The organism is Methylobacterium sp. GXF4, assembly GCF_000272495.1.
Classification (GTDB): Bacteria; Pseudomonadota; Alphaproteobacteria; order Rhizobiales; family Beijerinckiaceae; genus Methylobacterium; species Methylobacterium brachiatum.
The window spans coordinates 1-21,301 of sequence record NZ_AKFK01000002.1 but is presented as its reverse complement, the minus strand read 5'-3'; the positions used below and the strand labels follow the sequence as shown (position 1 = coordinate 21,301).

Annotated in this window: 17 protein-coding genes and 1 tRNA gene; 6 read left to right on the top strand and 12 right to left on the bottom strand. The window is 70.5% G+C overall.

Annotated elements, in window-relative coordinates:
• Positions 1-5: 5 nt before the first annotated feature.
• The gene (locus WYO_RS00260) at positions 6-482 is read left to right on the top strand and encodes a DUF411 domain-containing protein (RefSeq protein ID WP_039901829.1); all 477 of its coding nucleotides are present in this window, start codon (positions 6-8) and stop codon (positions 480-482) included.
• A 13-nt stretch (positions 483-495) separates the two neighbouring features.
• Here WYO_RS00260 and WYO_RS00255 read toward each other — a convergent pair whose 3' ends face one another.
• Positions 496-1,236, bottom strand: coding sequence for an NYN domain-containing protein (locus WYO_RS00255; protein ID WP_007557645.1), 741 nt, complete (start codon positions 1,234-1,236; stop codon positions 496-498).
• A gap of 478 nt (positions 1,237-1,714) precedes the next feature.
• Positions 1,715-2,116, bottom strand: a complete 402-nt coding sequence (locus WYO_RS00245) for a helix-turn-helix domain-containing protein (RefSeq protein ID WP_007557643.1) — start codon at positions 2,114-2,116, stop codon at positions 1,715-1,717.
• Between the two features lie 100 nt (positions 2,117-2,216).
• Between WYO_RS00245 and WYO_RS00240 the strand changes: the two genes are divergently transcribed.
• The 3 genes from WYO_RS00240 to WYO_RS00230 all read left to right on the top strand — a co-directional run bounded on the left by WYO_RS00240 (position 2,217) and on the right by WYO_RS00230 (position 6,480).
• Complete coding sequence (locus WYO_RS00240) at positions 2,217-4,412, top strand: heavy metal translocating P-type ATPase (RefSeq protein ID WP_007557641.1); 2,196 nt, start codon at positions 2,217-2,219, stop codon at positions 4,410-4,412.
• On the top strand, positions 4,412-4,927 hold the full coding sequence (gene lspA, locus WYO_RS00235) for a signal peptidase II (protein ID WP_007557640.1): 516 nt from the start codon (positions 4,412-4,414) through the stop codon (positions 4,925-4,927). Before WYO_RS00240 ends, lspA begins: the two co-directional genes overlap by 1 nt.
• 302 nt (positions 4,928-5,229) lie before the next feature.
• Positions 5,230-6,480 (top strand): sodium/hydrogen exchanger, encoded by a 1,251-nt coding sequence (locus WYO_RS00230; protein ID WP_007557639.1) that lies wholly within the window; start codon positions 5,230-5,232, stop codon positions 6,478-6,480.
• Positions 6,481-6,498: 18 nt separating this feature from the next.
• Here WYO_RS00230 and WYO_RS00225 read toward each other — a convergent pair whose 3' ends face one another.
• The 5 genes from WYO_RS00225 to WYO_RS00205 all read right to left on the bottom strand — a co-directional run bounded on the left by WYO_RS00225 (position 6,499) and on the right by WYO_RS00205 (position 15,564).
• On the bottom strand, positions 6,499-7,785 hold the full coding sequence (locus tag WYO_RS00225) for a hypothetical protein (protein ID WP_007557638.1): 1,287 nt from the start codon (positions 7,783-7,785) through the stop codon (positions 6,499-6,501).
• Between the two features lie 146 nt (positions 7,786-7,931).
• A complete protein-coding gene (locus tag WYO_RS00220; protein WP_039901805.1) occupies positions 7,932-9,287 on the bottom strand; it encodes a TolC family outer membrane protein in 1,356 nt (451 codons plus the stop codon).
• Between the two features lie 1,071 nt (positions 9,288-10,358).
• Positions 10,359-10,892, bottom strand: coding sequence for a hypothetical protein (locus WYO_RS00215; protein WP_047170697.1), 534 nt, complete (start codon positions 10,890-10,892; stop codon positions 10,359-10,361).
• A 33-nt stretch (positions 10,893-10,925) separates the two neighbouring features.
• Positions 10,926-14,174 carry a CusA/CzcA family heavy metal efflux RND transporter gene (locus WYO_RS00210; protein ID WP_007557633.1) on the bottom strand — a complete coding sequence of 1,083 codons (3,249 nt, stop codon included), beginning with the start codon at positions 14,172-14,174 and terminating at the stop codon, positions 10,926-10,928.
• Between the two features lie 10 nt (positions 14,175-14,184).
• Entirely contained in the window at positions 14,185-15,564 is a 1,380-nt protein-coding gene (locus WYO_RS00205) for an efflux RND transporter periplasmic adaptor subunit (protein ID WP_007557631.1), read from the bottom strand.
• A gap of 802 nt (positions 15,565-16,366) precedes the next feature.
• Between WYO_RS00205 and WYO_RS00195 the strand changes: the two genes are divergently transcribed.
• Together WYO_RS00195 and WYO_RS00190 are read left to right on the top strand one after the other, a co-directional pair.
• The gene (locus tag WYO_RS00195) at positions 16,367-16,603 is read left to right on the top strand and encodes a hypothetical protein (RefSeq protein ID WP_007557629.1); all 237 of its coding nucleotides are present in this window, start codon (positions 16,367-16,369) and stop codon (positions 16,601-16,603) included.
• A gap of 163 nt (positions 16,604-16,766) precedes the next feature.
• The gene (locus WYO_RS00190) at positions 16,767-17,000 is read left to right on the top strand and encodes a hypothetical protein (protein ID WP_007557628.1); all 234 of its coding nucleotides are present in this window, start codon (positions 16,767-16,769) and stop codon (positions 16,998-17,000) included.
• A gap of 49 nt (positions 17,001-17,049) precedes the next feature.
• On the opposite strand, the gene WYO_RS00185 is transcribed toward WYO_RS00190, so the two are convergent.
• From WYO_RS00185 to WYO_RS00165, 5 genes are all read right to left on the bottom strand, one after another.
• Positions 17,050-17,736 (bottom strand): hypothetical protein, encoded by a 687-nt coding sequence (locus tag WYO_RS00185; RefSeq protein ID WP_007557627.1) that lies wholly within the window; start codon positions 17,734-17,736, stop codon positions 17,050-17,052.
• A gap of 2 nt (positions 17,737-17,738) precedes the next feature.
• Positions 17,739-18,701 carry a cation diffusion facilitator family transporter gene (locus WYO_RS00180; RefSeq protein WP_007557626.1) on the bottom strand — a complete coding sequence of 321 codons (963 nt, stop codon included), beginning with the start codon at positions 18,699-18,701 and terminating at the stop codon, positions 17,739-17,741.
• A gap of 106 nt (positions 18,702-18,807) precedes the next feature.
• Positions 18,808-19,230, bottom strand: coding sequence for a helix-turn-helix domain-containing protein (locus WYO_RS00175; protein ID WP_007557625.1), 423 nt, complete (start codon positions 19,228-19,230; stop codon positions 18,808-18,810).
• A 560-nt stretch (positions 19,231-19,790) separates the two neighbouring features.
• Positions 19,791-19,867, bottom strand: a tRNA-Arg gene (locus tag WYO_RS00170).
• A gap of 191 nt (positions 19,868-20,058) precedes the next feature.
• On the bottom strand, positions 20,059-21,301 hold a 1,243-nt coding region (locus tag WYO_RS00165), incomplete at its 5' end, for an AMP-binding protein (RefSeq protein WP_007557624.1).

The following is a 21,301-nucleotide window of genomic DNA, read 5'->3' as shown; positions in this document are numbered from 1 at the left end:
TGACGATGAGGAACGATGCGATTCCATCCCGACGTGCCGTGCTCGTGGGCTTGGCGGCGGGGCTGGCGCTCGGACGGGGCGCCTTGGCGGAGGGGCTGCCGACGGTCGCGGTGAACAAGGACCCGAGCTGCGGCTGCTGCGAGAGGTGGGTCACCCACCTGCGTAAGGCCGGCTTCGCCGTCACGGTGACCGAGGGCCCGGTGAACCCGCTCAAGATCCGTCTGGGCGTGCCTCGCGAGCTTTTCTCCTGCCACACCGCCCAGGTCGGCGGCTACGTGATCGAGGGGCACGTCCCGGCCGGGGTGATCAAGCGGCTCCTCGCAGAGAGGCCCGAGGGAACGGGTCTGGCCGTGCCGGGCATGCCGGTCGGTTCGCCCGGCATGGAGGTCGAGGACATGCAGCCCGAGACCTACGACGTCGTCCTGTTCGGGAAGGACGGACGGTCGACGTTCGCGCGGTACCGGGGCGGGGAACCGGCCTGAGGCCGCGGCGGGTTCAGCGCTCGGGCATCGCCGCCGCCGGCGCGGCCGCTTTCGCCCCCGACTTGGGCGCGGGCTTCGGACGCTGGTCCCACATCACGTAGCCGGCCGGCGGGTCGTACTCGTGCGGGCGCATGACGGAGGCCTGCCCCTCCGCGGTGACGAGCCCCGGAAACAGCGCCCTCTCGATATGCTCTCGGTTGAGCGCGATCTTGTGCGGGGTGTGCGACAGGATGTGCTGCGAGTGGGTCCGGCCGGGGGGGCTGACGCTGACGAGCTTCTTGCCGGGAAAGCGCTTGGCGAACAGCTTGGCTGTCGCCGCTTGGTCCGTATCGGCGGTCAGGAGATATGCAGTATCCATGACGTCCTGTACGGCATCGTCGTAGACGCTGAGCGCGAGATTGATGTCCGTGGCCTTCTCGGTCGGCTTCTGCCAAATGGAGCCGCAGTCCCGGCACTTGGCGTCTTCATGGCTGAAGTGGCCGAGGACGGTCTCGACGCCGACCAGCTTGAGCGCCCGGACCAGGCGTTCGTGGCGTATTTTCTTGCTGTGGTCGCCCGGGTAATAGGCCGTGCAGAACACGACGCGGACGAGCTCCTCCGACTGCCGCGGGATGATCGACTCCCCCAGCTTCCAGAAGTTGCACCACTTCAGGAAGGGCTCTCCTAAGTCGTTGACGGAATGATATAAATTGAAACCGTCGATGTAGAGTGCGGCCCGGATCCTCGATTTTTCCGCTTGACTATCCAGCCCCATGCACTCATATCCGATCCGTCAACGCTGAACGGTGCGCCGTCAGCAACCCATGGGCTCCGGCCCGTGTGAAGCCCACAGGTTCCAACCTGTGGGCTTCTTGGTTTCCGAGGCCGTTCTAGTCTGAGTTCGCCTCGCGCGGTACTGTCTTTTTATCTCCCGGGGGCTGGCAGCGCCGGCCCTTCCGGCCTTGACCGCCGACATGGTATCCCCAGGCCTCGGAACGTCGCGGGGGCAAGCCCGCGATGCCCGTCGGCCGGAACGGGGCGGTTCGCGTGGAACGCCATGCTTGGGGCCAGAGGAATGCGGGCCGTCGCCGTCGCGTCAGGCCGCACGTCCGGGCCGCCGCACGCCGAACCTTCGTCGCAATTGTGGTCGCCATCCTCGCCGTCGCGTGCTGCGGGTTCATGGCCAAGGGGCTCTTCGAGAGCCGGGTGCTGGTGACGCCCTACGTCGCTCGCTGACCCCGGGCCCAAATCGCTCACGCGGGTTCACCCAACGGCGACAGGGCCTCGATGATGCGGCAGTCGGCGACCGACCCGCAGCCGCACTGGCCGATGACCTCGCGGAGTTCCGAGGCGAGCCGGGTCAGGTCGGCCAGCTTTCGCTCCACGTCGGCGAGATGGGCGCGGGCGATGGTGTCGACCTCGCCGCAGGAGCGATCCCGGTCGTCCGCCAAGGCGAGCAGGTCCCGGATCTGCTCCACGGTGAAGCCCAGGGCTCGACCGCGGCGGATGAAGCTCAGCCGGCGCAGGTGCTCGGGCCCGTAGAGCCGGTAGTTCCCGCTCGACCGCGCCGGCGGAGGCAGCAACCCGACCTTCTCGTACCACCGGACCGTCTCGACACGGGTCTGCGTGGCCTCCGCGAGGCTGCCGATCGTCATGGAAGAGGCGGTCCGCACGGCCTTGACCCTGTAGCGACTACAGGGTGCATGTAGGCTGCCTTCCCAGTCCGGACCAGGATCCGGGCGAACGGAGCGCACCATGAACCAGGCCGCCGGCGCGGACCGCACCCCCTTCCCCACGAACGGTCCGCAGGCCCTGCGCTACAGGGTCAAGGGCATGGACTGCCCGACCTGCGCCGGGAAGATCGAGACCGCCGTCTCCCGGCTGCCGGGCGTCGCGGACGTGCGCGTGAACTACGGCAGCCAGGTCCTCGACCTCGCGCTCGACGAGGCCGCGACGCCGAGGGCCGATTTGGAGGGACGCATCGAGCGCCTGGGCTACGGCGTCGCGCCGCTTCCCACGGCCGCGGACCTGGCTATGGCGCAAGCCTCGGGCGGCACCCCGTCCGCCGAGACCGCGGCGGAGCCCGAGCCGCCGCTCTGGCGGAGCCGCAAGGCGCGGCTGGGCATCCTGATCGGCGCCCTGTTCGCCGCCGGCTTCCTGGTCGAGCGGGTCGCGCCGGGCGTGGCGGGCGAGTACGCCTACTGGCCGGGCGCGCTCGTCGGGCTCGCCTATTACGGTCGCCGCGCGGCCATGGCGGCGTTCGCCGGAACGCCCTTCTCCATCGAGATGCTGATGTCGGTCGCGACCGCGGGGGCGCTCGCCATCCACGCCGCCGAGGAGGCCGCCATCGTCGTGCTGCTCTTCACGGTCGGCGAGATGCTGGAGGTCGTGGCGGCGGGCCGGGCGCGGGCGGGGATCAAGGCGCTCGCGGCCCTTGTGCCGAAGACCGCCCGCCTTGTCGACGAGGCCGATGGCACCATCCGTGAGGTGGCCGCCGCATCGCTGGCCATCGGGCAGGTCGTGGTCGTGAGACCGGGCGACCGCGTGCCCGCCGACGGGGTGATCACCGACGGCGCGTCGAGCCTCGACGAGTCCCCCATCACCGGCGAGTCGGTCCCGAAGCCCAAGGAGGTCGGCGACCCGGTCTACGCCGGCAGCGTCAACGCCGACGGCGCGCTCCAGGTCCGGGTCACCAAGACGGCGGCCGACAACACGGTCGCCCGCATCCTGCACCTCGTCGAGGAGGCGCAGGCATCGAAGTCGCCCACGGCGCGCTTCATCGACCGGTTCAGCGCGGTCTACACGCCCGTCGCGTTCGCATTCGCGGCCGCGGTCGCCGTCGTGCCGCCGCTGCTCGGCGCCGACTGGGGCACCTGGATCTACCGGGGCCTGGCGCTCCTCCTCATCGCCTGCCCCTGCGCGCTGGTGCTCTCGACCCCGGCGGCCATCGCCTCGGGACTGGCCGCCGGTGCGCGGCGCGGGCTGCTCGTGAAAGGCGGGGCCGCGCTGGAGGTCATCGGGCGGGTGCGCACGGTCGCGTTCGACAAGACCGGGACGCTGACCGCCGGACGGCCGCGGGTCTCGGACATCCTGGCCTTCGCACCGGACGCGTCGGAGCGCTCGCTCCTCGGGTTGGCCGCCGCGGTCGAGAGCGGAAGCAGCCACCCCATCGCCCGGGCCATCCTCGACCGGGCGAGCGCGGACGGGGTGCCGCTGCGGCCGACGCGGGACGCCCGCGCCATCCCCGGCAAGGCGGTTCAGGCCACGGTCATGGGGCAGACGGTGCTTGTCGCCTCCCCGCGCCACGCCGCCGAGCGCGCGCGGCTCGGTCCCGAGGCCGAGCGCGCGGTCGCGGACCTCGAAGCCGGCGGCAAGACGGTGGTCATCGTCGTCCGTGGCGCCGAGGCCCTGGGTGCCATCGCGGTCCGGGACGAGCCCCGCGCCGACGCGGCAGCCGGCATCGCGGCCCTGCGGAAGCTCGGCGTGCGCAGCGTGATGCTGACCGGCGACAACCGGCGCACGGGCGAGGCGGTCGCGTCCGAGCTCGGGCTCGACGTGAAGGCCGAGCTCCTGCCCCAGGACAAGCTCGCCGAGATCGCGGCCCTGAAGGAGATGGGGCCGGTCGCCATGGTCGGCGACGGCATCAACGACGCGCCGGCGCTCGCCGCCGCCAGCGTCGGCGTCGCGATGGGCGGCGGCACCGACGCGGCCCTGGAGACGGCCGATGCGGCGGTGCTGAACGACCGGGTGGGCGACGTGGCCGCGCTGGTCTCCCTCTCTCGGGCGACCCTGGGCAACATCCGTCAGAACGTCGCCATCGCCCTCGGTCTCAAGGCCGTGTTCCTGGTGACGACCATCGCAGGCATCACCGGCCTCTGGCCGGCCATCCTGGCCGACACCGGCGCGACCGTCCTGGTGACGGCCAACGCGCTCCGTCTCCTGAGGGCGTGATGATGGTCCAGTCGGGGTGGGCCGGCCGGGTCGGGACCGTGGCCGGGGTGGCGGTGGCCGCCGCGGCCATCGACCTCGGCGCGAAGGCGGCGGCCGAGGCGTGGCTGGACGAAGGCGCCGTCAGGGGCGCGCTGCCCTTCGTCGACCTGAGCCTGTCGTTCAACCACGGCATCAGCTTCAGCCTGCTCCCGGCGCACGACCCGTCCTCCCTGGCGCTGCTCCTCGCCATCCAGGGCACGCTCACCTGCCTCGTGGCCGGCTGGGCCCTGGCCGCGGGCGGCGGGCTCGAACGCCTCGGGCTCGCCGCGATGGCGGGCGGGGCCGCCGGCAACTTCGTCGACCGGCTCATGGACGGCGTCGTCACGGACTACCTCGACCTGCACACCGGCGGCATCCGCTGGTTCACCTTCAACCTGGCGGACGTCTGGATCTCCGCCGGGGCGGTCCTGCTGTTCCTCGGCGGATTCCTCGCGTCCGATCGGCGGCGCGCCGCTGCCGAGGGGGAGATTTCGTGAGGGGCTCGATCCGGCGGTCGCCGTCCTGCGGACCGGGTGCGTGCTCTGCTCACGCCAGCCGTTCGGCGCGGCCGCACCGTTCCCGTCGGAGAGCCGAACGGAGTACCCTCCGACCGGCCGATCACGCACCTCGGGCGGGCGCCGCCAGCGTGATGGGGGCGGGATTGGCCGGGGCCGCCGGACACATCGGATAGGGCGCCCGGCGAGGTTCGGTCACCCCGCCGCGGCCGTGGGCCCGCCCGGCGGCGGCGCCCGCCCGCGCCCGGCTGCCACGGCCCGTGAGTGTGACGAGGAGGGACGGAGTGGGACGCTTCCTGATGCTGGTCGCCCTCGCGGTCGCGGCGGCGACGCCGGCCCTGACCTTGCGGCTGACCGGCCTGCAGGTCGGGCCCATCGGCGAGACGGCGGCCTTCGGGGCCGCCATTCTCGCGGCGGGCTTCCTGCTGTCCTGGGGGGCGGAAGCCGCCGAGCGGCACGTCTCGCAGGGGCTGATCATCGCCGTCGTCGCCCTCGTGACCGTGCTGCCGGAATATGCGGTCGACCTCTACTACGCCTACCAGGCCGGCAAGGCGGGGCCGGGCTCGCAGTACGTGCACTACGCCGCCGCCAACATGACGGGGGCCAACCGGCTGCTCGTCGGCTTGGCCTGGCCGCTCCTGGTCGCCATCCATTGGGCGCGGGGCGGCGGCCGCGCGGTGGAGTTGACCCGAGCCAACGCGGTCGAGGTCGCCTTCCTGCTCCTGGCAAGCCTGTACGCCTTCGTCATCGTGCTCAAGGACGGCATCGGGCCGCTCGATTTCGTGGTCCTGGCGGCGTTCTTCGGCGCCTACGTCTGGCGCACCCGCAGCGCGCCCGAGGACGAAGATGAGGATGAGGAGCCCGGCCCTGCCGCCGCCCTGAACGCGTTGCCCGTGGCTATGCGGTGGGCCGCGACGGCGGCTCTGACGTTGGTCGCCTGCGGGGTCATCCTGGTCTCGGCCGAGCCGTTCGCCGAGGCGCTGGTCGGCGCCGGCCGGGTCCTCGGGCTTGACGAGTTCCTCCTCATCCAGTGGCTCGCGCCGCTGGCGAGCGAAGCCCCGGCCATGACCGTCGCGGTCCTGTTCGTGCTGGCGGGCCGGGCCGCCAACGGGCTCGGCACCCTCGTCAGCGACAAGATCAGCCAGTGGACGCTGCTGGTCGGCATGCTGCCGCTCGCGATGAGCGTCGGCGCCGGCTCGCTGGCGAACCTGCCGCTCGACGCCCGCCAGGCGGAGGAGTTCCTCCTGACCGCCGCGCAATCGCTGTTCGCGTTAGGCCTGCTGCTGCGGCTACGTCTCGGCCTCGTCTCGGCATTCGCCCTGGCGAGCCTCTTCGGCCTGCAGGTGGGGCTGGCCTTCGCCTACCGGGACGACGCGGCGCGCACGGTGGCGACCCTGTCCGCGCTCGCCTGGGTCTATCTCGGGCTCGCCGCGATCCTGTTCCTCGTGAACCGCCGCCACCTCGTCGACCTCCTGCGCGTCGCCTTCCTGCCGCCCGCGGCGGGCGCGCCGGGCCGGCCGGAGCGGCCGGATTGAACGCTTGGCCGCTCGGGCCTATCGGGGCGCAGGGCCCGGCGGAGCGGGGCGGAGCGCCGTCGTGACCTCCTCGAACCGGGCGTTCGCGTCGGACCAGCTCTGGACGAAATCGAACACCTCGCGCATCGCCGGCGCGATCTCCCTGTAGGCCGCCAGCGCGGCGACGAGCGCGCCAAGCGAGAGGCGCTCCTGCACGACCAGGTAGCCGCCGATCGCGAAGAAGAAGAACGGCGTCAGGTTGGAGGTGTAGTTGTACAGGCCTTTGAGGCGGCCCTTGAGGTCGTTGATCTCGACGCGCACGCGCTCAAGGTCCTCGGCCAGGCGCATCTGCCGCGACCGGGCCGGCGTCCGTGCGGGCCGGTCGCGTGGCGGCGTGGCCTCCCGACCGGCCGGCGCCGCGGTCAGGAGACCTCCCAAGGCCCGCGTCGCGTGGACCCGCTCGCGCACCTTCGCGTTCAGGCGCCGCTGCAGGGGCGGCAGCAGCGTGAGCTGGACCGGCAGCATCATCAGCGCCGCCAACGCGAGGGCGGCGTTCTGGAGGAGCAGGAAGACGATGCTGGTCGCGAGCGTTCCGCCCTGCATCAGCGGCACGACGACGAGGCTCCCGCCGAAATAGCCGATCGGCTCGACTTCCTGCATGGCCACGGCCGCGAGCGCGGCCCGTCGGTCGGGGGAGGGCTCGCCGCGCGCGCGGCGGAGGATGGCGAGGCGCAGGCGGCGCACGAGACGCTCGTTGACGCGCCCGCGCGACCGGTTGACCGCATACTTGGCGAGCCCGCCGAGCGTGAGCACGGCCAGGTAGCTCCCGCACAGGGCGAACAGGAGCTCCACCTGGCTCAGGGTGAAGCCGAGGACCACCATCTCCGGATGCCCATCCCCATCTGCGTCGGTGATGGCGCGATTGATTATGTGCTTGGGGATTTCGAGGAGGAGCCACGCCGCGGGCAACGTCAGCAGCGAGAGCAGCACGAGACGCAGCTGGAAGCGCAGCGTCGCACGGACGACGAAACGCTCCAGGCACCAGCCATAGTTGCCCTCGCGGGCGCTGCCGGGCCTCGGCGGCACCGATCCGGCGCGGGGCTCGCGCGACGGGACGGCGACCGGGTGGACCCGTCGACGTCCTCCCGGCCCCATCCATCGCAGGCCGAGCCGGACCAGCAGCCATCCTGTCCAGGCCGGCGCGACCACGAAGGCGAGCAGGGCCAAGAGGTCGACCCACCAGTGGCTGTGGGGGTAATCGACCCCCGTCATCCGGTGGGCCAAGGCATGAATCAGGGAGGGCGTGACCAAGAAGGGCTCCGACATGGTGTCCGGCCCTCTCTCGTGAGAGCCTCGGGGCTTCCCGCGCCGTTCCGCAGCGGCGGGCTTGAGAGTGGGGGTGGCGCAGGGTGGCCGGGCCGCGGGCGATCCCGGGGGAAAGCTGTCCCGGGCGGCGTCTCGCGGACGGGGCGTCAGCGGCCGTCGGGCGTGCGCAGGCCCGCCCAGAGGTCCTCGACCTGGTCGTAGTGGGCCTTGGCGCCGTAGGGAGCCACGGGCAGCTCCGCGAAGCGCGCGGTGAGGCGGCCGAGTGCCTGGACCAAGCCGTAGGAGAACACGACGCGGTCGCGCTGCGCCACGACAAGGCCCACCCGGGCGTTGAGCAGTTCCTGTTGGGCGTTCAGGACGTCGAGGGTGGTGCGCTGGCCGGCCCGCGCCTCGTCCCGCACGCCGGCCAGCGCCACCTCGTTGGCCTGGACTTGGGCTTGTGAGGCGGCGACCTGCGCCTTCGAGGCCTCAAGCTGTGCCCAGGCTGCGACGATGCCGGCGCGGACGGCGTCGCGCACCTGCTCCGCCTCGATGCGCAGCTGCCCGGCCTGCTCCTTGGCCTGCCGGACCTGCGCGTAGACCTGCCCGCCCTCGTAGACGGGAACCGTCACCTGCCCGGCGATCCCGGCCGCAAGGACATCGTCGCCCGGCTCCTCCTCGTCGCGGCGCCTCTGTACGACGCCCGAGGCGCCGGCCCGAGGGTAGAGCCTCCCCTCGAAAACCTTCGCCTGCGCCTCGGCGGCATCGACCGCGTGGAGCGCGGAGAGGATCCGTGGATGTTCGGCCAGCCCTATGCCGAGCGCGAGTTCGAGACGTGGCGGGACCAGGCGGTCGAGCGGGCGCCCGGGGGCGAGCCGGCGCGGGTCCACGCCGATGACCTGACGGAAGACGCCGGTGCGGGCGCGGAGCTGCGCCTCCGCCGCGCTCAGCTGCGAGCGGGCTCCGGCCAGGCGGGCGTCGGCCTGCGCGGCATCCGTCCGGGTCAACTCGCCGAGCCGGAAGCGCAGGGTCGTCTGGCGGCGCTGCTCCTCCAGGACCGCGATGTTGTTGCGGTTGAGCTCCACGGTCGCGGTGTCGCGCAGGACGTCCATGTAGGCCTGCGCGGCATTGAACAGGATCGTGTTCTCGGCGGAGCGCAAGGCCTCGCGCCTGCCGAGCACGTTCGATTCCGCGCGATGGGTGTCGTTGTCCGTCTGGAAGCCGTTGAACAGGGTCTGTTCGACGGTCAGCCCCGCACCGCGCGGGAACGAGGTTCGCGCCAGGCGCTCGCCGCCTGCGGCCCCCTGCACGTTCCGTACGCCGACGTCCGCGTCCGCGGCGACGGTCGGACGGTAGCCGGCCCGCGCCATCGCGACCTCCTCGTCCGTCGCCCGCAAGCCCGCCCGCGTCGCGTTCAGTTCCGGGTTCGCGCGGTAGGCACGCCCCAGCGAGCCCTCCAGCGTCTCGGCCCGCGGGCTGCCGACCGCGCTCGCCGCGAGGGCCGCGAGGGCCGCGAGGGCCAACGCGAGGGTGCGGCGGCCGAGCCGACATGGGACGAGCCTCGCTCGGGGCGGCCAGACCGCTTTCGAGGTGTCCAACGGCAGTGGGCTCCCTCGCACCGAGGGGTCCGGGACGTCCGACGGACGTCTTCGCGCTAGCCGGAGGCCGTCGGCGCCGAGGCCGACGGTCGGCCGTGCGGGGGTGGCCAAGGGGGGACTGGGTACGCGCATCGCTCCACCCGATCTCGTAGGCGGTTCCGACCTGCGGCTGCGTCACGGCGACGGGCCGCGCGCTCACGCGAGGCGAGCGCACTCACATCCAGGTCAAGGACGGGGCTCTTCGACCCGGGGCGCCGCCGCGGCTCGCGGCAGCGGAGCGGTCAGGCGCGTGGCGGGTCGTGGGGCGGGGCGGCCTTCCGGGACCGGAAGCCATCGCCGGACAACAGGAACTCCACGGCCCGCGCGACACGCACGGGCAACGCGAGTGCGCCGTCGGGCCGAATGGCCCCATGACAGGAGCAGTGACCGTTGCACCGAGGCGATCCGGGGCGCCCTCGGTCCGCGTAGTCGTCCGCGGGCGACATGGTCGCATCCGGTTCGAACAGGGACGACGTGCCGGGCCCATTCGCGTGTTCGGGTCCGACCCGGGGCGATGTCGGGGCCGGGTCCACGAGAGCGATGATCAGGGCAAAGGCGAGCAGGCAGGCCAATGCACGGCGCCAAACGCCGTCGGTGCGCCGGTCCCGAGGCCGCCGAAGCCCGATCAGGGACGCGACCATGGAGCGAGGCGTTCCGGCCGCCGTTGGGCTGGCCAGGGCGGCCGGTGCCGACCGCCCGCCCGGTGCAGGCGTCCGGCGCGCGAGGCATTCCCCGCCATCGAGCACGCCGGCCCTGGCCGTCCGACGCTGCACGCGGCTCCTCTCGGCAGGGGGCTTCATCCCGGCCTCGTCGCTTCGCCCCGCCGTGCCGTACCGGAACGCCGCGAGGCCGACGCCGGCCTTGCTCTCGTCCGGGCGCCATCGAACGGGCGTCCGTCTTCGAGCGATCCGCGCCCGCGCATGCAGTACCGGCCGGGATTTGTACCGGGGAGCCTCATCAGGGGGCGCCGACACCGATCAGGTCGGCGACGTGCACGCCGGCCGGGTGTCCGGTCGCGTCGCGATGGGCCGCCGAGCAGGCTGGGTAGCCGGGGCCGAATGCGGTCATGACGAGTTCGCGCCGCCCATCCGTGACCTCGCGGCTGGCCAGGAGCGCCCGGCCGCCCGGCCAGAGCTCGGAATCGGCCACGGGCCCCGGTGCGGGCTCGCCATAGCGGCGAACGCCTTCGTCGTGGATGGCGCGCCGCGTCCTCGCCAGGGCCTCGCCCGACATCGGCAGGCCAACCCAGACCACCTGTTGCAGCCCTTCGTCCCGGCAGACCACGAGGACCACCTCCGCGGTGCCCGCCCCGATGGCCGGCGGCCAGCCATGCGGATAGTAGAGGGCGGTCAGGTTGGCCTCGCGGTCGACCTTGAGCGGACGCGGCACCGCGTCGACCGGTCCCCAGGACAACCCGAACGGTGCGTCGCCGCCCTCGACCCCCGCCGCGGGCGATGCGGGAGTGGTGACGAAGGTGGACAGGGAGGCCATGGCGGCCGTGATCGCGAGGATGCGCATCCGGGGCTACTCCGCAGCCTTGAGGTGCCGCGATACGGTCTCCGTCGGCCGCTTGGCGGCCTTCGGCATCGCGGCCTTGCCGAAGCGGGCGTAGAGCGCCGGCAGCACGATCAGCGTCAGCAGGGTCGCGCTGATCAAGCCGCCGATGACCACGGTTGCGAGCGGCCGCTGGATCTCGGCCCCCGTCTCGGTGGCGATGGCCATCGGCACGAAGCCGAGCGATGCGACGAGCGCCGTCATCGCCACCGGACGCAGGCGGGTCATGGCACCCTCCAGGATGGCCTCGCGCTTCGGCCGGCCCTCCGCCACGAGCTGCTTGATGAAGGTCAGCATCACGAGGCCGTTGAGGACCGCCACGCCCGAGAGCGCGATGAACCCGACCGCGGCCGGAACCGAGACCGGCATGCCGCGCAGCCAAAGGGCGAAGATTCCCCCGGTCAGGGCCAGCGGCACCGCGCTGAACACCAGCAACGCGTCCCGCGGCGAACCCAGGGCCGAGTAAAGCAACAGGAAGATCAGGAAGAAGCAGACCGGCACCACGACGGTCAACCGCCGCTTGGCCGAGGCGAGGTTCTCGAATTGCCCGCCCCAGGTCGCGTAGTAGCCCGGCGGAAGCTGGACTTGGCTACCCACCTTCGCCTGTGCCTCGGCCACGAGCGAGCCGATGTCGCGGCCCCGGACGTTGGCGGTCACCACCACCCGTCGCCTGCCGTTCTCCCGGGAAATCTGGTTCGGTCCCTCGCTCACCGAGAAGGAGGCCACCTGCTTCAGGAGTACGGAAGTCGCGCGCCCGTTCGGTCCCGGCGGCAGCGGCACCGGGATGTTCTCCAACGCCTCGCGGTCTTCGCGGACCTTGTCGGTCAGGCGCACCACGATGGGAAAACGCCGATCGCCCTCGAACACGACGCCGGCCTCCCGGCCGCCGATGGCGGCCCCGATGACCTCCTGGATGGCGCCGGTGCTCAGCCCGTATCGTGCGGCCTCGGCCTTGTTGATCTTGATCTCCAGGAACGGCAGGCCCGCCGTCTGCTCGACCTTCACGTCCTCGGCGCCGTCGATGCCGCGGAGCAACGCGGCCACTTGGTTGGCGGCCTTGAGCATCGGCTCGAACTCGTCGCCGAACACCTTCACTGCGAGGTCCCCGCGGGTCCCGGCGAGCAGCTCGTTGAAGCGCAGTTGGATCGGCTGGGAAAACTCGTAGACGTTGCCCGCGAGCGCGCCGACCGCCTTCTCGATCTGCTCCTGCAACTCGGCCTTGGATAGGCTCGGGTCGGGCCACTCCTCCTGGGCTTTCAGAATGACGAAGGTGTCGGACGAGTTCGGCGGCATCGGGTCCGAGGCGACCTCGGCGGTGCCGGTCTTCGAGAAGACGTAGGCGACCTGGGGGAACTTCGAGACCGCCCGCTCGACGTTGAGCTGCATCGTCTGCGACTGGGTCAGCGACGTCGACGGGATCCGGGTCGCGTTGAGGGCGATGCTCTTCTCGTCGAGCTGCGGGATGAACTCGGTCCCGAGGCGGGTGAACAGCACGCCGGCCCCGACGAGGAGGAGCAGGGCCCCGCCGACGAAGAGGAATGGCGCCCGGACCGCCGCGCCCAATACCGGCCGGTAGAGGGCTTTGAGGGCGCGGATGATGAGGTTGTCCGTCTCGGTCACCTTGCCGGTGATGACGATGGCGATCAGCGCCGGCACGAAGGTCAGCGACAGCACGAAGGCCGCGACGAGCGCGATGATCACGGTCAGCGCCATCGGCTCGAACATCTTGCCCTCGACCCCCGTGAAGGTCAGGAGCGGGACGTAGACCAGGATGATGATCGCCTGACCGTAGAGCGACGGCTTGATCATCTCCTCGGCCGATGCCCGCACCGTCTCCAGGCGCTCCTCGGTGTCGAGGGCCCTGCCCAGCCCATGCTGCCGCTCGGCGAGGTGGCGCAGGGCGTTCTCGGTGATGATCACCGCCCCGTCGACGATGAGGCCGAAATCGAGGGCGCCGAGCGACATCAGGTTGGCCGAGATCTTCGCCTCGACCATGCCGGTCATGGTCATCAGCATGGCGACCGGGATGACGAGCGCCGTGATGACGGCCGCCCGGATGTTGCCGAGCAGCAGGAAGAGGACGACGATGACGAGGGCCGCGCCTTCCGACAGGTTCTTCACCACCGTCCTCACCGTGGCCTCGACCAGCACCGTCCGGTTGAGCACCGTCTGGACCTCGACGCCCGGCGGCAGGGACTTGCGGATCTGCTCCATCTTGGCGTCGACCGCGGCCGCCACCGTGCGGCTGTTCTCGCCGATCAGCATCAGGGCGGTGCCGACGACGACCTCTTGGCCGTCCTCGCTGCCCGAGCCCGTGCGCAGGTCGCGCCCGATGCGGACGTCCGCGACGTCCTTGATCCGGACCGGCACGCCGCCCCGCGTGGCCACGACCACGTCGGCGATCTCGTCCATGTTCTCCAGGCGACCGGCCGCGCGGACGACGTAGCCCTCGCCGTTGTCCTCCAGGTAGCGGGCGCCCTGGTTGGCGTTGTTGGTCTCCAGCGCCCGGGTGACGTCGGAGAAGGACAGGTCGCGCGCGGCTAGCTTCGTCGGGTCGGGCTGGACGTGGTACTGCTTCTCGAAGCCGCCGATGCCGTCGACGCCGGCGACGCCCGGGACCGTCTTGATCAGCGGACGGATGATCCAGTCCTGGACCGTGCGCAGGTAGGCGACCTGCTCAAGCTCGGTTCGGAGCGCCTGTCCCTCCGGGGTCAGGTACCTTCCGTCCGGCTGCCAGCCCGGCTTGCCCGATGCCGAGACCTTCCGTTCGGCGGGCTGCGCGTAGTGGATCGACCACATGTAGATTTCGCCCAGGCCGGTCGAGATCGGGCCCATCCGCGGCTCGACCCCGGGTGGCAGGTCCGCCCTCACCTGGGCGAGACGCTCGGCGACCTGCTGGCGGGCGAAGTAGATGTCGAGCTTCTCCGCGAAGACGGCGGTGACCTGCGAGAAGCCGTTGCGCGAGAGCGAGCGGGTGTATTCCAGGCCCTTGATGCCGGCGAGCGCGGTCTCGACCGGGTAGGTCACCTGCTTCTCGACGTCAACCGGCGAGAGCGAGGGGGCGGTCGTGTTGATCTGGACCTGGTTGTTGGTGATGTCCGGCACCGCGTCGATGGGCAGCCTCGTCACCGCGTAGCCTCCGAAGCCGGCGGCGAGCAGGGAGAGCAGCAGGACGAGCCAGCGCTGGCGGACCGAGACGTCGAGAATTCGATTGATCATGTCCCGCCCCTCAGTGGTCGTGGTCGGCTTCGGCCTTGCCGAGCTCGGCCTTGAGCAGGAAGGTGTTGGCCACCGCGATCTCCTCGCCGGGCTTGAGCCCCGCCTTGACCTCGAAGGAATCGTCGTCGGAGCGCCCGAGCTCGACCTCGCGCTTCTCGAAGCCTTCCTCGGTGCGCACGAAGACGACGCGCTTGCCCTCGATGGTCTGCAACGCCGCCTTGGCCACTCGGACGGGGACCTGCTCGGTCGCGATCTCGACCTCGGCGGTGACGTAGGTACCGGGCCGCCACGCCATGTCCTTGTTCGGGAGGGCGACCACGACCCGGGCGGCACGGGTGTCGGCGTTGAGCAACGGGCTGACGAAGATCACCTTGCCGCGCTCGTGCCGCTCCTCACCTCCCTGGCTCGGCGTGACGGTGACGATGGCGCCCTCCCTGACCTTGGCGAGATCGGAGGTCGGAACCGAGAGCTCGATCCAGACCGTCCCGAGGTCGGCCACCGTGTAGAGGTCGGCCGGGTCGCCCTGACTGCCGACAGTGGTCCCGACGTCGACCTTGCGCTCGACGACGCGGCCTGCGAACGGCGAGCGCAGTTCGTAGCGGCGCAGGCTCGACTGGTTCGGCGTGGCCTCGTCGCGCTTCTGCGCCGCCTGGACCTCGGCGGCGTTCAGCCCGAGCGCCGACAGCTTCTGGCGGGCGAGGTCGACGCGCAGTTGGTTCTCCAGGAAGGTCGCGCGGGCGTTCTGGAACGCGGCCTCGGACGCGGCCTGGGAGGCGAGCAGCTTCTGCTGACGCTCGAAGTTGATCTTCTGGAGCTCGGCCTGGACCTGGGCGGTCAGGTAGTCGCTCTTGGCGTCGGCGACCTCGCGGCTGTCGAGCACGGCCACGATCTCGTCCTTCTGCACGGCGTCGCCGAGGCGCTTGCGCATCTCCGCGACGGTCCCGACCACCCGGGCCGGGACGCGGGCGATCCGGTCGGTATCCGGCGTGATGGTGCCGGGGACGAGGAGATGGCGCGCCAGCGTGCCGCCGTCGGCCTTGGCGACCTGGATGCCCTGCGTCTCGACCTGCTCCGCCGTCATCCTGACGTGGCCTTCCTCGCCCTCAGCCTCGGAATGCGCGTGCTCGCCTTGGGCATGTCCGTCCATGACTTTCGCGGCGGGCTTGGTCGCGGGCTTGGCTTTGGGCATGGCATGGTCGTGGCCGTCGCCCTCGGCATGGTCGGGCTCGGTCGCCGGCGCCGCGGCACCCGTCCCGCCGGTGAACGCGAATAGGGTCGGCGGCACCCCCGCGGCCGACAGGGTGTTGCGGACGAAGCCCGAGACGGCGGGCACGGTCGCGCCGACGGCTATGCCGACGGCCAGGACGACCGCGAGAACGAGGATGCGCATGGGAACCACTCGACCGGGACGCCGGGCGGGCATGCATGCCGCCGCGGTCGTTCCGCTGCATTCAAGAAGGGACGGGTCCGGAGCCCGTGGGGCGGCCGGACTAAAGATCCGCGCGCGGATGCGCGCGGCGTCACCTCAAGTGCGGGGCGGTCGTGCCGGACGGCCGGGCGCGATGGCGACGGGAGCCTCCGCCGTCCGTGCGTAGGACGGCCGCGGGCGGTCCGGTGCGGGCGCGAGGGGGGCGCCATCGAGGTAGGCAAGCTGATGGCAGCCGCAATGGGCGTGGCACGCGAGGCCAGGGTCGGCTGACGACGGCGCGGCGGAGGCCTCGAACACGGTCAGTTCCGTGGCCCGATGGTGACCGCCGGCATGGAAGGCCAGGTCCTCGGCGAACCCCGCGGACGGGGCGGCGAACGCGAACGTCAGGACGAGCATGAGCGTGCGGACGGCCAGCGCCCACCCGTCACGCGCCGCTTGCCGGCGCCTATGCCATCCACCGAAGTCCATCGTCGCCCTTATCCGCGATTCCGGCCCGTCGACACAAGTGGTGCCGCCTGCGACTTGAACTCACGATGAACGCCATGACCTGCCAAGTTCATCGACGGCTCCCGTTGGTCAAAACGCGTGATCGCACGATGCTCCTCAGCAACTCGCGCATATACGACGGGACCATCCTCGATCCGCACAGCACAATTTAATTGCTCTCTCTCGAATGTTCGGCCCGGGCATGGACGGGAATCATTCCGGAACGGTTTCGCGGGGATATACATTCCGAGATCGATCCGAACCGAAGGAGATGCGGATGAAACTCACGATTGCCGCCCTGGCCGCCTCGGCTGCCCTCGTGCTCAGCCCACTCGGGGCGTTCGCCCAGCACGTGGACGTCGGTCCCGGCGGTGTCGCGGTCCACGGAGACCGTCATCACGACGAGGTCGAGCATACCCATTCGACCGTCGAGGAGCATCACCGCGACCGCCCGGTCGTCCACGATCACCACGACGTCCACGAGCGCACCGTGGTGGAGGAGCACCGGCACTGATTCGTATGCCGGTGGGGACCGCGAGGCCGAGTGGCAAGCCCGCGCCGCGGCCCTTCGCTTGTTGGGATGCGCGAAGGTTGCCGTTTGCTGAACGTCTGTCTCAGGGTGCGTTCAATCCGTTCGTACCAGGATGCCTGCATCTGATCGAGCTTCGGAGCGACCCATGAGAACGATCTTCGCCGGATTGGCAGTGGCCCTGGCCTTCGCGCCCATGGCGGCGTCGGCGCAATACTATGAGGGCGGTTACGGCCAGCGGCGGCCGCACGACCACGTCGATGTCTACCGGCATGGCGACCACGAGGACGTCGTCGTCCGGCACCACCACCCCCGCCGCTACGAGGACCGGCCGTTCTTCGAGGAGCGGGGCCGTCACCACCATCATCACCACGACGACTGAGCGGGGTTTCGCCGGGGCGGACGACGCCGGCGTTTCGGGGAGCGCCTGTTCAAGAGACTGCCTCGTCGAGGAGCAGCAGAAGCAGGAACCCGGCGAAGAACATCGCCGTGACCCAGGGCCGGTCCTCGGTCTCGTGTGCCTCGACGAGCAGTTCCTCCGTCACGAGGTAGAGTAGCGCGATCAGGCCGAACGCGAGGAAGCCACCCTGGAAGGCGGGCGGCAGCGAGCCGACGGGACCGCCGAGGAGCGCCCCCAGCGGCAGTAGCAGGACGAGGACGGCCGTGAGGCCCACCACCCACCGCTTCGAGGCGCCGCCCGCGCCGAGTTCGCTCGCGACGGTGAGGCCGAGGAACAGCACCTCGATGGTCAGTGCGACGGTGAGCAGGATGCCCGCCTTGGCGCCCGCCGCGAAGGCGATGCCGAGGACGAGGCCGTCCACGAGGATGTCGATGCCGGTGACGGACAAGAGCCCGACCGGGCCCGACACCCGCCTTTCGAGGCTGCGCAGGCCGAGCATCGCGGCGACCCCGAAGCTGCCGCCGAACAGGGTCGCCCAGATCGACCCGGCATGCTTGAGGTCGGGCAGGATCTCGCCTGCGGCCGCGGCGAAGACGACGCCGGCGGCGAAATGCTGGATGGCGCTGACGAGGATGGGCCCGGGGCGCAGGTTCACCGCCACGGCGGCGCCTGCGATGGCCGCCGCTGCGGGGATCAGCGTGTAGATCCAGGCTTGCATGCTCAGACCACGGTGTCGGGGGCCAGCGCGCAGGCGTTTGCCCCTTCGATCTCGACCTGCAGGGTGGTGTGGCCGATCCCGAAGCGCTCCCGCATCGAGCGGGCGGCCTCCATCAGGATCGCGTCGTCGGGATATCCTCCGGGCACGACCAAATGGGCGGTGAGACAGACCTCGGTGGTGCTCATCGGCCAGATGTGGAGGTCGTGCAGGGCCGTGACGCCCGGAAGGCCTTCGAGGTGGTGGCGCACTGCCGCCGGGTCGATGCCCGGGGGAACGGCGGCCAGCGACATCGCGAGGCTGTCGCGCAGGAGGCCCCACGTGCTCCAGACGATGACCCCTACGATGCCAAGGCTCACGACCGGATCGAGCCAGGTCAAGCCGGTGTAGAGGATCACCAAACCGGCGAGCACCACGCCCGCGGAGACGGCGGCGTCCGCGGCCATGTGCAGGAACGCCCCGCGGATGTTGATGTCGCCCTTGGCCCCGGCAGCGAACAGCCAGGCGGTGATGCCGTTCACAAGGATGCCGACGGCGGCCACGACCATCACGGTCTTGCCGGCCACCGGGGCCGGTTCGCCGAAGCGCTGGATGGCCTCCCAACCGATGGCGCCCACGGCGACGAGGAGGAACACGGCGTTGAACAGGGAGGCGAGGATCGAGGATCCTTTCATCCCGTATGTGTAGCGTGAAGTCGGGGCCCGCTTGGCCAGAACGGTGGCGACCCAGGCCACGACGAGACCCAGCACGTCGGAGAGGTTGTGGCCCGCATCCGCCAGGAGCGCCACGGAGTTCCCCAGGACGCCGAAAGCCGCCTCCAAGAGCACGAACCCAACGTTCAGGGCGATCCCGATGGCGAAGGCCTTGCCGAAGCTTGCCGGCGCGTGGACGTGTCCGGCGTGGCCATGGGAATGGCCGGTATGATCATGGGCGTGACCATGCTCCGCGTGGTCGTGGTGTTCCGTCATCGGCGATCCCGGTTCGGCTCGCGGCGGCCGGGAGGACCACGCGAGAAGATCGGCGAGGCATAACTTCTCTAGCGGCTAGAGAAGCAAGGGCCTGGCTCCGGCGTGATCAGTGCTGTTCGCTCAGGCACTGTCCGTGATCGGCCAGCACCTCGATGACCCTGCATTCGCGGACTTGGCCACCGGTGCACTGGTCGAGCATCGCCTGGACCTCTGCCCTGAGACCCGTCAGCCGGGCGATCCGGTCGTCGATGTCGGCGAGGTGACGCCTCGCGACGACATCGGCCTCCGCGCAGGGCCGCTCGGGGTGGGCGGCGAGATCGAGCAGCGTCCGAATGGCCTCCACTTCAAACCCGAGCTCTCGCGCGTGCCGGATGAAGCGCAGGCGCCTGACCGTCTCGTCGTCGTAAGTCCGACGGTTAGTTTGCGTGCGTTCCGGCGCAGGCAGCAATCCGATGGATTCATAGAACCGGATGGTCGGGACCTTGACCCCCGTCCGATCCGACAGCACGCCGATGGCGAATGACCGCATACGATCCCTCTGATGCTCTAGTCACTAGAGGCATACGGGCATCACAATCGGTTGTGAAGGTACGCGACAGGTCGGTCCACCGGCGCTGCGTTTCTTTGATCGGCCAGATCCGATCCCGCCAGGGACGGGAGATCCGCCCCGGCACGCGTCGGGGGCGCGGACCTATCCGTCTCTATCCTTGAGAGAGCGTGGATGTGGTTCCTGCCCGGTCAATCTCCGAAAATACGAGCTTGCCAGAGGTCGATTTCCGTCATCGGTGCAGATGACACGCGCAAACCAAGACCGGCGGTCGGCAGGAGAGCGCGTCTTAGGCTTGCGAAATGCGCCTCTTAGGTCTGGGCCCGAGACGTGACCGCGAATATCCGGCACCATCCCTGGTGACGTCACACCCGTTACCCCAATGCGAGCGTATCAGGCGGCTTGGTCAACTCACGGCTCGCCTGATCGCCAGCGGAGGAGAAAAAGTCTTGCGCCACAGGGTTTTACTTGTAGAATCTTTCCTGGCGCGTAGTTGCACCTGAATGGCGCCAGTCGAAACTTATGTGGCGCCCAAGAGGAAGTGGCGCACCCGACACGATTCGAACGTGTGACCTTTGCCTTCGGAGGGCAACGCTCTATCCAGCTGAGCTACGGGTGCTAGCCGCGCCGATTTCCTAACCCAACTGCGCCGCAAGCGCAACGGCTCGGGTGCGGCTCGATCGGCATGGCACGGGAGCGCCGCCGCGCCCGGCGGATGAATGTCTGTGCCCATCCGAGCTTACAGGTGCGACCACGCCGCCCGTCGCGCGATGGCCGGTCGGGGCGTGTCATCGACGCCGCGGCAGCGCATCATCCGGCCGTGCCGTCGCGCGCGAGGCCGAGCTGGTCCTCGACGATGTGGCGCATCCGGAACTTCTGGACCTTGCCCGTGACGGTCATGGGGAAAGACTCCACGAAGTGGATGTAGCGCGGGATTTTCTGGTGCGCGATCTGTCCCCGGCAGAAGGCGCGCACCTCGTCCTCCGACACCGTCTCTCCGTCGCGCACCCTGATCCAGGCGCAGAGCTCCTCGCCGTATTTCGGATCGGAAACCCCGAAGACCTGGACATCCTGGATCTTCGGATGGCGGTAGAGATATTCCTCGATCTCGCGGGGATAGAGGTTCTCGCCGCCCCGAATGACCATATCCTTGAGGCGGCCGACGATGTTGCAATAGCCGTCGGCGTCCAGGGTAGCGAGATCGCCGGTGTGCATCCAGCCCGCGGCGTCGATGACCTCGTCGGACTTCGCCGGGTCGTCCCAGTAGCCGAGCATGACCGAATAGCCGCGGGTGCACAGCTCGCCGGGTTCGCCGCGGGGCACGACGCGCCCCTCCGCGTTCACGATCTTTACCTCCAGATGGGGGTGGACCCGGCCCACCGTCGCGACGCGCCGCTCCAGCGGGTCGTCGACGGCGCTCTGGAAGCTGACCGGGCTCGTCTCGGTCATGCCGTACGCGATGGTGATCTCGCGCATGTGCATGCGCTCCACCACCCGCCGCATGACCTGGATCGGGCACGGTGCGCCCGCCATCACGCCGGTGCGCAACGTGCCGAGATCGAAGCGTGCGAAATCCGGGTGGTCGAGCTCGGCGATGAACATGGTCGGCACGCCGTAGAGCGCGGTGCAGCCTTCGGCCTGCACGGTTTCGAGGGTCGCGTGCGGGTCGAACCCCTCCCCCGGATAGACCATGGCGCTGCCATGGGTGAGCGCCGCCAGGTTTCCGATGACCATCCCGAAGCAGTGATACAGCGGCACCGGGATGCAGATCCGGTCCGCCGCGCCGAGCCGCAGGGCGCGGCCGATGAAGAAGCCGTTGTTGAGGATGTTGTGGTGCGTCAGCGTCACGCCCTTGGGCGAGCCGGTGGTGCCGCTGGTGAACTGGATGTTCACCGCGTCGTCGAACTGCAGCTGGTCGGCGAGCCCGCGCAGCCGCGCGCGTTCGCCCGCGCCGCCCAGGGCCGCCACCTCCTCGAAGGCGATCGTCCCCGGAGCCGGCGCCCCGCCGATCTGGATGACGCTGCGCAGCTGCGGCAGGCGGGCGGCGGCGAGC